This window comes from Robertmurraya siralis, from assembly GCF_005502275.1.
GTDB lineage: Bacteria > Bacillota > Bacilli > Bacillales > Cytobacillaceae > Robertmurraya > Robertmurraya siralis.
This window is the reverse complement of the sequence record NZ_SWLZ01000005.1, coordinates 146,112-159,282: the sequence shown is the minus strand read 5'-3', so window position 1 is coordinate 159,282 and position 13,171 is coordinate 146,112. Positions and strand designations below refer to the sequence as shown.

General features: G+C 39.2%; 11 protein-coding genes. 2 read left to right on the top strand and 9 right to left on the bottom strand.

Features of this window, described 5'->3' with window-relative positions; genetic code table 11:
- Positions 1 to 247: 247 nt before the first annotated feature.
- Complete coding sequence (locus FCJ93_RS09235; RefSeq protein WP_137743507.1) at positions 248 to 550, top strand: hypothetical protein; 303 nt, start codon at positions 248 to 250, stop codon at positions 548 to 550.
- Positions 551 to 957: 407 nt separating this feature from the next.
- Positions 958 to 1,503, top strand: coding sequence for a competence protein ComK (locus FCJ93_RS09230; protein WP_170211271.1), 546 nt, complete (start codon positions 958 to 960; stop codon positions 1,501 to 1,503).
- Positions 1,504 to 1,798: 295 nt separating this feature from the next.
- On the opposite strand, the gene istB is transcribed toward FCJ93_RS09230, so the two are convergent.
- The 9 genes from istB to FCJ93_RS09190 all read right to left on the bottom strand — a co-directional run bounded on the left by istB (position 1,799) and on the right by FCJ93_RS09190 (position 13,168).
- Positions 1,799 to 2,524 (bottom strand): IS21-like element helper ATPase IstB, encoded by a 726-nt coding sequence (gene istB / locus FCJ93_RS09225; RefSeq protein ID WP_137743505.1) that lies wholly within the window; start codon positions 2,522 to 2,524, stop codon positions 1,799 to 1,801.
- Positions 2,521 to 3,756: an IS21 family transposase gene (gene istA, locus FCJ93_RS09220; protein WP_328592001.1), complete on the bottom strand. Its 1,236-nt coding sequence runs from the start codon at positions 3,754 to 3,756 to the stop codon at positions 2,521 to 2,523. Before istA ends, istB begins: the two co-directional genes overlap by 4 nt.
- Positions 3,757 to 3,762: 6 nt before the next feature.
- A complete protein-coding gene (locus tag FCJ93_RS25760) occupies positions 3,763 to 3,936 on the bottom strand; it encodes a hypothetical protein (RefSeq protein ID WP_328592000.1) in 174 nt (57 codons plus the stop codon).
- A gap of 908 nt (positions 3,937 to 4,844) precedes the next feature.
- Positions 4,845 to 7,466, bottom strand: a complete 2,622-nt coding sequence (locus FCJ93_RS09215) for an S-layer homology domain-containing protein (protein ID WP_137743504.1) — start codon at positions 7,464 to 7,466, stop codon at positions 4,845 to 4,847.
- 459 nt (positions 7,467 to 7,925) lie between these two features.
- Entirely contained in the window at positions 7,926 to 9,317 is a 1,392-nt protein-coding gene (locus tag FCJ93_RS09210; protein WP_137743503.1) for an O-antigen ligase family protein, read from the bottom strand.
- A 61-nt stretch (positions 9,318 to 9,378) separates the two neighbouring features.
- Positions 9,379 to 10,479, bottom strand: coding sequence for a glycosyltransferase (locus FCJ93_RS09205; protein ID WP_137743502.1), 1,101 nt, complete (start codon positions 10,477 to 10,479; stop codon positions 9,379 to 9,381).
- Positions 10,476 to 11,387: a PIG-L deacetylase family protein gene (locus FCJ93_RS09200; protein WP_137743501.1), complete on the bottom strand. Its 912-nt coding sequence runs from the start codon at positions 11,385 to 11,387 to the stop codon at positions 10,476 to 10,478. The genes FCJ93_RS09205 and FCJ93_RS09200 overlap by 4 nt, the downstream gene beginning before the upstream one ends.
- An 11-nt stretch (positions 11,388 to 11,398) precedes the next feature.
- Positions 11,399 to 12,442: a GNAT family N-acetyltransferase gene (locus FCJ93_RS09195; RefSeq protein ID WP_137743500.1), complete on the bottom strand. Its 1,044-nt coding sequence runs from the start codon at positions 12,440 to 12,442 to the stop codon at positions 11,399 to 11,401.
- Positions 12,443 to 12,454: 12 nt separating this feature from the next.
- Positions 12,455 to 13,168, bottom strand: coding sequence for a WecB/TagA/CpsF family glycosyltransferase (locus FCJ93_RS09190; RefSeq protein ID WP_137743499.1), 714 nt, complete (start codon positions 13,166 to 13,168; stop codon positions 12,455 to 12,457).
- Positions 13,169 to 13,171 lie beyond the last annotated feature (3 nt).

Below are 13,171 nucleotides of genomic sequence, written 5' to 3'. Positions count from 1 at the left end.
TTGCAAAGTAAATAGGCAAGCTTCTTTGCTTTGCGTGTGTCTTCACTGATGGAAAATGGCTTGAGCCGTCATGTTCATGGTGTGCCTCTTTACACATCGTGTTTCAACAAAGGAAATTCACCCGTTAGCCCCTATACATAAAAGAAGTTTGATATACTTAAATCGTCCATTCGTCATCATTCATTATTCATTCATCCACTTCGCTAGTTATGGACAATTTAGATCGTAAGAGGAGGTTATGTGCGCAATGAAAGTATCAACCATTTTAAAATGGGTCACAGGAGGGCTTGAAGCATTTTTAGGGATACCGATTATCGGTGGTACTATTGTCCTTGCATACCTGTGGACACCTTTAATGCTAATGGGGATATTGCATATTATTACGTTAGTTTTTTCTTTGCGAGATAATGAGAGTAAGCATGGGAGCATTCTTGGCATTGTGACATCTGCGATTGCATGGATTCCGTTTGTAGGAATGGTCATGCATATTATTACTGCTATTTTACTCATGGTTGATGCAGCTAAAGCGAATAAAGCTGAGGCTCTCTAATCCATGTACGCTCTATAATAAGCTCGAAAATCGTCAGCGCTTGATTATCTTGTGATGACTGCGAGATGTGTTGCTAAAAAAACAACCTTTTTGGTTCTTGCTCTCTTTATGTGAGAAGCCATCCCTTTTCTTGAAGGCAAACAAAAGAAGACGGTCTCTATGTTTAATTTCTATAGAGATCGTCTTCTTTTTATTTTTAAAAATTTACTATTTTTGTCACATTTTTACTGTTTCATTTGCTGATTTTTCTTCCAAATAATAGTATTTTGGTATTGAGGTATTTAGACCCATTTTCACTAATTTAGAAGAAAAGGAGTTATTGTATAGGCTAATTATCATATTTTTTAAGAGTGATGATAACCAGTTAAGTGCGGATGGGGCTAATAAATTTAAGGAGGATGAAACCATTGTACTTAAAAGAAAGTTATCGAATATCGCCAAAAATGATCTGTATTTCAAGCATTTTTGATCGACAAGGGAACCACTATTCCCTCGTCAGAGAAGTAGATCGTCTATTTGTTGTCACTCTTCCCCCGCTGAAGGTCATTGATTACAGCATTCGCTGCAATGGCTATAACTTAAAAAGCGCCCTTGATACCGCTAAATGGCTCCTTGGTAAAAACCACCTTTGCCCAATTGTCGTTGACCCGATTGAACAAATTATCCTTTTCCCAACAAGATCGCGATTTCATGAAGATAATATCTGGTTCAACCCTGATCATATTAAACGAACATTCTTTTTACGAGCACGTACATTGATTTTGTTTATGAATGACTTATCATTCTCGATTCCAGGACAGCAGTCTTCTTTCAACCACAAGCTGACGACAGCCGACCAATATAAACGATTAACCGTTGGCCCTGATCGCTACCCGATCACCCAATACTTAGTGAAAAAGCAAAGATTATTGTTAAAGCTGAAAAAGGAAATGAATAAGGCGGAGAAGAAATGAAGATAACGATGTTTATATAGTCTACATATGGAATAAGTTGTGTAAATGATAAGCAATTTAGTTAGTGTTTTGTACAGAGCATGATCACTTTTACATTTGTGATTGGAGACCTTGCTCAGTGAGGTCTTCAATTGTTGTTTTTAGAAGGTTGAAGCATGCGGATATTTTATGTAATTTAGTAGGTTCATGGTGGCAGACTTTTCTAATCAATATTAGTAATGCTATTGGTGTATTTTGCAATAGAAAAGTGCAGATTTGCGCAATCAAAAATGCAGAGTTTTGCCACCCGGGGAGATTACCTTCTTTTTGATAGAGCGTTTGAAAGACGGTAACTTTCCCCCTGAAAAGTGATAATGTGAGCGTGATGTATTAAACGATCAACTAATGAAGCTGTTAGTCTAGAATCGGCAAATATCCGATTCCACTGACTAAATTCTAGGTTCGATGTCAGAATAAGACTTTTCTGCTCGTAACACTCAGAAATAAGTTGAAATAATAGCTCGGCTCCTTCCTTACTAAAGGGTAGATAGCCCATTTCATCTAGGATTACCAAATCTAAATTATGAATTTTATTTCTGAAAGAAGAGAGTCGATTTAACTTCAAAGCCTTCTCCAATTCTTCCACGAGATGTGAGACACGATAGAATCCTACCTCATAACCCATTTCACATGCCTTTCTGCCTAACCCGGTTGCCAGATGTGTTTTACCTGTTCCGGGAGTTCCTACGAGTAAGACATTTTGTTGTTTCTCTATAAAATCCAGCCTGAATAATTCCTCTTTATCAAGATGAGAGGGCATATGGATTTGCTCTGTCCACTCATATTCTTCTAAACTTTTTTTATCTAGAAATCTAGCTTTCTTAATAAGACGATGAGCTTTTGCTATTTCTCTCAAATGTAACTCCTCATCTAATAGATCACTCAAAAACTGCTCTTTCGTATCAAAAGGGATCTGTTCATAGACTTCAGCTATATAAGCTAACCGTAATGATTTACACTTATTTCGGAGTTGCTCGCTCATGGAGTAACCTCCTTACTTGCGGTCAAGGAATCGTAATCTGACCAATTTATCTCGAATGGATTCTCTTCTTTTCCCAGTCGCTCTTCAGCGATTAACTCGTAGAATTCCTCGTTAATACGCTTCATATCATGTGTAACAAGTAAGCTTGCCACTGCCTTTAAGCGTTCTCTTCGTATGACCAAGTGTTCAACAAGTAGGTAACTCTTAACCCTTCCGGGTAAATATTCTTTATACCTAGAATAAGCGACGGACCTCGGCTTATTAATCCACGTTTTAAAAATTGAAATCCACGGAAGCGCCTTTCGCTTTTTCATATAAGGTCGATAGTCATCTAATAATATCTCGCCGTCAGGTGAGATGACCTTGACTGAGTTCCATGTTAATTGAACGTGAAGCAAACTATAATTGGACGCCCTTGGAACATGAACAAGCACCTGATCTAGTTTTATTTCATTGTATTTATTCACTTTCCCCATCTCTTCTTTAAATACGGGATACTCTACTTTCGGGAGCTGCAGTAAGTACTTTTTCTCATCCTCCCACAGTTCATTTATTAATACATTCTTTTCGTAGTGTAGTCGATTTCGGTCCTCAATTAGTTGCTTCTCTAATTGAACGGTTAAATCTTCAAAACTAGTCATGATGGGAGCCTTATTAAAAAAGTTATATCGAATATAACCTACTTTGTTTTCAACATTTCCCTTTTCATGGCCACTTCTAGGATTACATGCCTGAACTTCAAAACCATAATGATTCTGAAAGGCCATGAACTCATCTGTTAGTTGGACTTCCTCTGTTTTTGTACGTACTTTTTTTACGGCAGGTGACAAATTATCAATTCTTAATTTCATTGGGACACCCCCAGCTTGTTTAAACAATAGCTGAAGTCCATGTAGGAAACATTCTTGATTCTCTGCTGGGAGAGGTACTGCAAATCCAGCATTACTATTTGGATAGGACATGATGAGCAATCTTATATCTACTAGTTCCCCATCTTGAACAGCTTCCATTACGCCAAAATCTACTTGTGCTTCCCCTGGGGGATGTTCTAATCGTTCAAAGCCTTTATCTTTTTCATGGTGATGGGTATTGTTCCAATCTTGAACAAAATAGCATAGAGTCCGATAGGACCCCTTGAAACCTAACTCCTGTAGTTCTTGGAATAATTTCTTTTTAGTTCTTCTTTCTTTTCTTCTTAATTTGGAATCCTCAAAAAGCCAATCCGAAACAATTTCTCCTCAGTTCTCATCATGCATCATTCCCTTTTTAGGAGAGATCTTTGTTGTTGGTAATTGCTCCTCATCTGCATACTTCTTTGCTGTTCTCCAGTTTATTTTTAATGTTTGTTGTATTTTGGTAATAGATAAGCCTTTGTTGTTTCTTAAGTGTTTGATACAATTAATATCAGACATTGCTAGCATCCTTTCTTTTCCTCCACTCTAAATTGATTCGACACCAATTACAGTAGAGGGACTTGGGGTGACTGGCAAGTCTTTTTTTATTTTCCCTGCCTATAAAAATAGTGCAGGACTCTGCATTTTCCTCTTGCAAAGCTCTGCACTTCTATTTTGCAATAAACAATTGGCAGTAATAAAGAAAGTCACTATGCCTTTTACCATGTTACTGTTGCTATAAAAAAGATGGAATACGTCACTTACGATTATAAGACAATAACAATCAATGCTGAATTTTTATGAAGTTTTTTCATTATTTTTTTATCAAAATGCCAGAATTTTTATACAATTCCTTAATTTATTGATTTTCCCGATAGAGCATTTTTATCTAAACATTGCTGCAACGAAATTCAAAATGGACCGTCATTTTTCAAAAATGGATTCACTTCTTCAAATCTTTTCCCACATTTACACGCAAAACGGCTTATGTAAAATATCCGTGTGTGACACTCAAAAATCTTTAAATACATGATTTTTTCAAATTCGAACATCATGTACCTTAGATGTTAGTGCCCCACAGTTCACATAGGAATGTTCTTTTACAAGCATTTCACATAGAAGCAATACTTATCCTCTACTATTTCTGTCTTCTTAATGATCACTTCTTCAAATCTAGGTAAAAATATGTTAGAATTCATCATGCACGTATCCCCACTCTATACTTGTTTCTCGTCAATTCAAGTATAAAAGAATGGGGGATATCGTGCTCTTTTTTTGCACAATTAATGGTGTATTAACCCCAACAAATATTATAGAACCATATTATAGAACAAAAAAAATAAAGCTCTGAATAAGAGTGTCCTCTCATCAGAGCTTTTAAAAACTAAGTTTTTTGATTGTTATACTAACCTAAAATTACTCTTTACTTATTTAACATCTACTTCTACAGATTTAGTAGAAACTACTGGCTTAACAGAGTCTGAAGAAGTTTCATCAGTAATTACAAAGTTCAAGTAACCTTTAGCAGGAGTTCCTACAGCCAATGAAGTTTTTTCTGTACCATCAACTGGAGATCCAATTAGAGGTACAAGTGCTCCAGTCGAAGTAGAAGTTGCACTATAAGTTAATTTACCTATTAGTGTATCTCCAGCATCTGCAACACCGTTGTCATTACGGTCAATGTAGATATCTCCAACTTCAAACGTACCTGCTGGTGAATTCTCAGCAATACGAATTGCATTTGCTACTGGTGAAGATAAAGTAATTCCTTTAACGATTGAATCTGTTCCATTAACACCTTCAGTAATATCTAAAACAGTTTTGTAGTTAATTTCTGTTGTGTAATTAATTACAGGAACAGTCTTCCAGTTAACAGAAGTAATCTTAGTAGCAGCTTGCTTAACTGTTACAACTTTAGAATCAACTAACTTACCACTAGCATCAAATACAGATACTGTAGTTGAACCAGCTCCAGTAATTGCTAGATGAATATTTTCATCTGTAGCAGTTAGGGTATATTCGCCAGTTGTATCACCATTCACTGATACAACAGAACCATTAAATCTCACAACATAATCTGTATAATCAGCTGCACCATAACTCTTCACAACTACATTTTCAGAAGTGTAGTCTCTTAAAATGTAAGTTAAAGTATTATCACTAGCTAAGTCAGCATTTAAAATTTCATCTTTAGATTTTGAACTGCTTGCGATAGCTAGTTTTGTAGATGCAACACTATCCTGAGCAGTAGTTTTAATTAAAAAGCTTCCAACAGTAGCCTTAGTATTTGCGTTACGAACCACAACAGTTCCAGATTGACCAGCAGTTGTAGGTGTTCCGATTGCTACAGTAGCTGTTCCTTTAGAAGCTGTAACTGGCTTTGGATTTGCATCGAAACCTGCTACACTTACTGGGGCAACAACTTCTAAATCTGTTACACCATCAAATGGATCTCCATATTGGTCTACTACATCAAAACTTTTAGAGATAGCTCTATTAACAATATGAGTTGAATTAGATGCGTTAACTTTGACAGCTTTTCTTTGTTCACCTTTTACAGTGATTGTAAATGTTTGTGATACCTTACCTACAGTCATAGTAATTGTTGCTGTACCTACACCTTCAGCAGTGATAGATTTCGAAGTTGAATCAACTGAAACTACAGCAGGATTAGAAGACTTATATTCTACGATTGAACCTGTTCCAACTCCACTGATTTCTGTTGCAGCAGAACCCACACCTAGTGTCACTGTACCGATGTATGCTTTCTCACCAATTACAAGTGTTTTACTATTTAATTCAAAATCTTCTGTACTAACTCCTGCAGCACCTTTATCTAAAATGAATTCATATTTAGTTATTGCAGTTGCAGCATTATCAATATTACGGACAGTAATTTTAGCAGCTTCTGAAGTAAGAATTGTAGAGCCTTTAGCAATTACTACAGTTACTGTATACTCACCTAAATTAATTGGACTATTGTTCTTTAATTGTCCTGTAGTGCTTGCAACGTCACCTGTTGTACCAAACAATTCAGTATTTGCAACTTTTCCATCCTTATCATATGCGTTAAACACTACAGAATAACCAGCTGATAATAGGTAATCTACAGATGTTTCCACACCATCAACAAGAACTGTAAGCTTTTGACCATTTGTATCGTCATCAAAAATTGCATCTTTTATAGCAACTTTTTTAGCTTCTAGGGCATAGTTTACAGTGAATTCTTTAGTTACCTCACCAGATTTTACTGTAACCTTAACATCTTTACTAACTGGAAGCGTCCCTCCAAGTGATACAGTAGCAGTTTTACCATCAGTAGAAGATACAGCTGTTACAGTGTTACCCTCAACAGTAATATTCTCTGCTTTAAGCGATTTTAACCCTGTACCAGTAAATGATAAAGTAGTAGGGTTAACCGCTGTTACACCCACAACTTCTGGAGTTGCTGGAGATTGTGCTTGGTCTGCTCTATGTAAGAAGATCGCATAGTCTCCACGCTTAGCGTTGTCAGCTGTTCCGAATTGTGTTGGGTTTTTACCTTGAGTGATTTTGTTCGCTACTAAAGCAGCAACTGCTTCAGTGTAACGAGAACCTACATCAGTAAATTTAATATCAGCTTTTCCTTCTAATCCAAATCCTTTTTGAATCCAGATAGCAAGTTCGCCGCGAGTGATTAAATCGTTAGCACCGAATTTAGTGTCTGATTTACCGTTTGTAATACCAGCAGCTTTAAGTGCATTAACAGCACCTTGAGCACGAGCAGGTACATCAGTGAAACCAGCAGCTGGAGCTTTCTCAGTGTCTAGCTCAAGTACGTTAGCAAGCAATACAGCAGCGTCAACACGCTTGATGTTTTCACTAACACCGAATTTTGTTTCAGTTAAACCTTTTGCTCCTTTAGAAACTACGAAATCTACTGCTTCTTTGTAATTGTCTGAAACATCAGTAAATCCCGCAGCAGCAGCTGGAGCAACAGCAGATGCAACTAATGTTGCAGTAGCAGCAGTTGCTACAAACTTACGGTAAGACTTTGGTTGGTAAGCCATGTAATATTTCCTCCTTGTTTTGCAAAAAAATTATTTTATCAATGATTGCTCATTGACGGGTAACACTAGTTGAGTCAAAATCCCTATTCTACTAAACTATACGGTAAAAATAAGAAATGAAAGTACATTTTAGCAAAAATGGAATGTTTAACATGTTTCCATTCTACCAAAATTCTACTATTTTTCAACTGTTTTTTACAAAATTCACAGTCTGTAAATATTACCAGTATAAAAGTCTAATAGGAAAGAAGACTGAAATAGTGCCATGTACCCAATATATAGGTTGCACTACTATATTATACATATATGGATTAAAAAATGGAAGTTTTTTTATTAAAAAGTTAATCTAGGAAATAAATTATCTATATTTTCCTCATGTATCAAAATATAACACTTTTGAAAATATGCTTGAGAGTGCTTTCAGATCAATAAAATAAGCACCCTAAATGGGTGCTTATTTTAAAAATGTATCCGCTCTTGCTCCTGTTTGTTTTTATGCAGGAAGGCTAACATTAAGCCGGCGGTTAACCAGAAGGTAACGTTCAGCTGCGGTATAAAGATTAAGTTGTTCGACAGGTTTTGTACCATGTAACAGACGCTTCCAACAAATAAACCGATTGCCAGTACTTTTCCTAATAGGTTCTGTTTAAAATACAGCTTGATTAGGGTCAGGAAGTACATGATATAAATAAGAAGAAAAGCGGCTAAGCCGATAAAGCCGGTTTCTGCTCCCACTTTCAGATAGGAGTTGTGAACAGAGTAGCTGTCATGGCCAATATATAGCTCTGGATACTTCTCTACATATTCCTTATAGTTGGCGGTGTAATTTCCCATTCCAACGCCGAGAACCGGGTTATCTCTAAGCATAAACCAGCCCGTTTTCCATAAGGTTGTTCTCGAGACAACCGCTCTGCTTGTCGTCGCATCCTCGATTTCGTCCTCTTCTTCCAGCAGTTCACCATCATCACCTTCTAGGTCTTCCGGATCTCCTTTGGCAATGTTGAGGGAGACGCCGCTAGGCAATAATTTCTCGATTGCATATAAGGCCGAGTTTGCCCGCGACTGAAAGTCCGGTAAAAAGAAGACGACAGTGATTAAAATGACAAAAGAAATGAAAATATGCGGCTTGATCACATTTTTTAAGAACTGCTTTGGAATTAACAGGACCATTAAGATAAAGGCGCAGGCCATTGTGACCCAAGCAGCGCGTGTATACGTTAAGATGACGTTGACAACATAAATGCCATAGACGGCAAAAATGAGCAATTGGACAGTACGATTCTTGAAATAGACAACAGAAAGCAAAATTAATGTTGGAATAATATAATTTAAGAACGCAGAATAATAATTGGGATTAACAAGGGTTGAATCGACTCTTCCCTTTGCTTCTTGCAATGCGTAAAGCCCTGCTGTATTAAGGGAGATGCCAAAGATGTATTGAATAATCCCGAATGCGCCAATGATGACAACAGCGGCACCAAATGCCAGGCCAAAGCCTAAATATTGCTTCTTCGAAAAATCAACCTTCGCGACAATCAGAAATAGAACGACGTAGGATAAGTAGCGCGCTATTTCCATAACGGCTGATTTTAAATCGACCGCATGTATGACGGAGATGGCCGAGATGATGAAAAACAACGCAAATGCTAACGCTAGAGGCAACACCTTGAAATCATTTAAGCGAATTTTCCCCTTTAGAAATTCGTAAATGGCAGCTAGTGTTACAAGTGGAATTAAAATAATCTCAATGGAAAGTGGGATGGGGCCCACATACGTTTTAAAATAAACAATCGGTATTAAAAATAAACTAAGTACTACTAAATAGTAAGTTATCGTGTTTTTATTCTCCATTCTGTTACTCCCTTATTCAAAATCACGCATTTCCTTGTATAGCTTACATGAATTTATGCGTCTAGACAATGATCATTTTTTCATATGTTTCGATTATCTCTCTATATAGATGGTTTAAAGAAAAATGTTGGGATGCGTGATCGTATAGTCTCTCTCCCATCTCCGTTAGTATCCCTTCTTGCCAACGGGCATATGCACTATTGATCGCCGCAGCGAGCGCCTCCGCATCTTTAATCGGAACGATCCAACCTGTTTCATCGGTACGGACGAGTTCACGGACGCCGCCAACATCTGTTGTAATGAGCGGCAACCTTTGATTCGCTGCTTCAAGCAAGGCGAGTGGAAAGCTTTCACTATATGAAGCCAGCAGCGCGAGATTCGATGTCGCATAAAGGGCATCAACATCATCACGAAAGCCGAGGAATTTCACCTCAGTTTCGATATTTAAAGCTTTCACCTTGGCGTGCAATTCTTCCTTAATCGGACCATCGCCCACAAGGAGCAGCTTTACTTGCGGCAATTGCACTTCCTTTAACGCCTGAAAGACGACTTCATGGCCTTTGACCGGATGCAGTCTCGCCACCATCGTCATGACAAAGTCCTCTTCGCCTATGCCCAAACTTTCCCGCTTGATCGGGGTAGCCGACAGTTCGTTAAACTCAATTCCATTATAAATCGTTTTAATTTTCTCGGAAGGGATCCCCATCTTCACTAAATTTTCTTTAAATAATGCCGATACAGCAAAGTAGTAATCCATTCTTTTTAATGCGAGAAGATGAAGCTTTGTAAAAATCGTTCCCTTTAGCCCAGACTTCATGAAGTCGAGCATGGGATCACTGTGAACGGTCGTGACCCATTTAATCTGGGAACGCAATGAAACGTAAATTCCAAATAAATTGGCTCGCGGACCATGGGTATGAAGGATATCAAAGTTTTCCTCTTGCACAAAACGGACAAGGCGGTTCAGGATCGAGAGGTCGTATCGTGAAGACTGTTTGAACACTTCCACTTGGATGCCTGCTTCCCGCGCTTCTTCGGCGAGAGCCCCTTCTTGAAAGACAGCCAATGTCACCATTTCTTTCGGAAATTGTGCAAGCAGCGTGACGAGATGCTTCCTCGATCCTCCGGTTTCTCCACCACTAATGACATGTAATATCTTCATGCTCCCTTTGTCTCCTTATGACGATTGCCGTAAATTTGTTTCTTTAATTCTAAGTTTTTAAAGATTCCCCACAAGAGGGTGACCGCTTTATTAACTTGCTTAAAAAGTTGTGAATAGCGGTGCTTGTCCTTGTCGACCTCTTGAAATTGAGCAGGATAGTGGACAGCTGGAATTTGTAAAAAGGTTTCAACTGCACGAACATTGGCTTCCTTTGTTAGCTCTGCTTTTAGTTTGCTCAATTCAATAAAGCCATCAAAATCAATTGCCTGCGATTGGAAAATTTCCACAGCCTCTTCCTTTTTCGCCAAGGAATCCGTAATATTGACGACAACATTGATTTCATTCGGAGGAATCGGGCAATTGATTTCATATAAACGAACCGACTGAACAGTCGTGCTGTCCTCGCTGGCGAGCACATCGGCTAAGATCCTGCCCGTTGCGACATGATCAGGGTGACAATCCACAAAGGTTGGACAATAAACAATCTCTGGACGAACGTCCTCAAGCAGTTCAAGCATGAGCGTGCGAGAGTCGTCGTTGCTTTCAATCTTGCCATCGGGCAAATCTAAATAGCGGATGCTTTGAAAGCCGAACAGCTTTTGCACCGCTTCCGCTTCTTCCTTCCGCTTCCGGATCAACTCTGCTTTCGCCAAGGAGCTGACGCTGCCTGAGCCATCCGTTATATAGGCCACGGTTACGTGCCCGCCCTTATTCAGATGCTCGTTCAGCGTTCCGCCAAGCCCGATCGTTTCGTCGTCGACATGGGGCGCCAACACCAATACTTTTTCTGTGCCGATCGGTGTGAGAGGTAGGGTTCCCTGATAGAAACTTTTTAATTTTGCTCTTGTAACCGGAAGGACGATTGGCTTTGCTAAATTCAAAACCGCCCTTTTCAGATTCGATGCCATCTCTCATCCTCCTAGAAAGAATCCACATCCGCTGGTGTAATATACCAGTTTTCAATAGAATCTGTCGTCTCTGATTCATGTAAATCTTCATTTATATATTTGCCCACCAAGGACATGGGACTATCCTTATGAACGAAGCGCTGCTGTTTCAGCAATGGATAAAGCTCCGTATGCGGCAATGCCCATGTTTGGATAATGTCCGCTTGGCGGAGTTTTTGTAAAGTTGCACGGATTAACGCATCCCAAACAGCGCGCTTCTCAATCGCCAACAGATCGACGATCGTCCCGTTTAGCACCGTTCCTTTGCCGAACTTCTTTTCCTCTACATGAATAACGGCATAACCGAGAAGTGTGCCATTTTCAAATAATCCGAGCATTTGATAGTTCCGATCTGGATGATTGTGAAAGCGCCAGTTCAGAAATTTCGCATCGCGCTTGAGCAAAATCGGGGCCACATTTTTCGCCTGCTCCCATAGCTGATCAAATTCCGAACCGCAGTGGGTAATCGATTTGATCTCAAATGCTGCAGGAGGCTTCGACTCTTTTACCGTAAAAAAACGATCAAGCAATAAGAAAATCGGTTTTGCCAGCTTTAATAATGGAATTCGATTCATGACTAAAGCTGACAAACGATTAATTCTCATCAGGCGCGGAATTTGCGCTATTTCCGTCGCATCGGTATAACGGATAAAGAGCTTTTTTGCTTTTTCTGCCGGGTAGCCGTATAAATAATCGTAATCATGTTGTTTTGAGGAAGAAATTAATGCCTTGTTCAGGTCGCCATAAATTCCTTTCCCACGAAATTTCGGGGAAACCATTGTGTCATTTCTCGCCCCAAGCTTCACTTCTCGATCATGCCATTTCGCTTCACTTGGAACTAAGGCAACATGTCCAGCTAGTTGCCCCTCTTGCTCATCGATAAGGATGAGGGATTGCTGCAAATGGTTGTCCATAAACTTCCAATTCCAATGCAAAAGGGAGCGCTGTTTTCCAAATACTTCGAAAAACAGCGCATTGATTTCATGTTCGTCGCCTTTTTGATAGAATCGAATCATGCTTTCTACTCCTTAGCGATCCTTTAAAACTCTCCACAAGAATCGAGGTAAATTTAGTTGCCGCTTCAACCTTTTCGGTTCCTTCATGAGACGGTAGAACCATTCTAAGCCAAGCTTTCTAAAGAACAGGGGCGCTCTTTTGACTTTTCCAGCAAAGACATCAAAGCTTCCACCAACTCCTTGAAAGACTTTAACATTGAGCTTAGGCATATGCTCGCGTATCCATAATTCCTGCTTTGGACTTCCTAATGCAACAAATAAGAGGGTCGCACCCGATTGATTGATGCTTTCGACCAGTTTTTCATGATCGGTCACATAGCCATTTTCATAGCCTACAATCTGTAATGATGGGTAGCGTTCTTCCAATTTCCGCTTCGCTTCTGAGACGACTTCCTCTTTTGCGCCGTAGAAAAAGACGCCATGTCCTTCTTGTGCGGCAAACTGGAGCAGTCTTTCCATCATGTCAACCCCTGTGACGCGTTCCTTTAGCTTGCCGCCTTTTAGCTTTGATGCGAGCAAGATGCCAACTCCATCGGGAATTTGAAAGGTCGAGCCGTTAATAAGCTCCTTTACGAGCGGATCTTGATTGGCGACAATCACTTTTTCAGGATTGACGGCAATAATGGTCGACTGCTCCCCTTTGGCAATTCGCTCTTTCGTAGCAGCAAGAATCTCATCGTATGTTAAAAGGGAGACGTCAACGCCTAAATATTGTTCTTTCTCCATATA

What these genes read in the sequence shown, in the direction of transcription:
- FCJ93_RS09235 (WP_137743507.1), top strand. Translation starts at nt 248, where the DNA reads ATGAAAGTATCAACCATTTTAAAATGGGTCACAGGAGGGCTTGAAGCA.
- FCJ93_RS09190 (WP_137743499.1), bottom strand. Translation starts at nt 13,168, where the DNA reads ATGGAGAAAGAACAATATTTAGGCGTTGACGTCTCCCTTTTAACATAC.
- FCJ93_RS09200 (WP_137743501.1), bottom strand. Translation starts at nt 11,387, where the DNA reads ATGGCATCGAATCTGAAAAGGGCGGTTTTGAATTTAGCAAAGCCAATC.
- istB (WP_137743505.1), bottom strand. Translation starts at nt 2,524, where the DNA reads ATGAGCGAGCAACTCCGAAATAAGTGTAAATCATTACGGTTAGCTTAT.
- FCJ93_RS09215 (WP_137743504.1), bottom strand. Translation starts at nt 7,466, where the DNA reads ATGGCTTACCAACCAAAGTCTTACCGTAAGTTTGTAGCAACTGCTGCT.
- FCJ93_RS09205 (WP_137743502.1), bottom strand. Translation starts at nt 10,479, where the DNA reads ATGAAGATATTACATGTCATTAGTGGTGGAGAAACCGGAGGATCGAGG.
- FCJ93_RS25760 (WP_328592000.1), bottom strand. Translation starts at nt 3,936, where the DNA reads ATGTCTGATATTAATTGTATCAAACACTTAAGAAACAACAAAGGCTTA.
- FCJ93_RS09210 (WP_137743503.1), bottom strand. Translation starts at nt 9,317, where the DNA reads ATGGAGAATAAAAACACGATAACTTACTATTTAGTAGTACTTAGTTTA.
- FCJ93_RS09195 (WP_137743500.1), bottom strand. Translation starts at nt 12,442, where the DNA reads ATGATTCGATTCTATCAAAAAGGCGACGAACATGAAATCAATGCGCTG.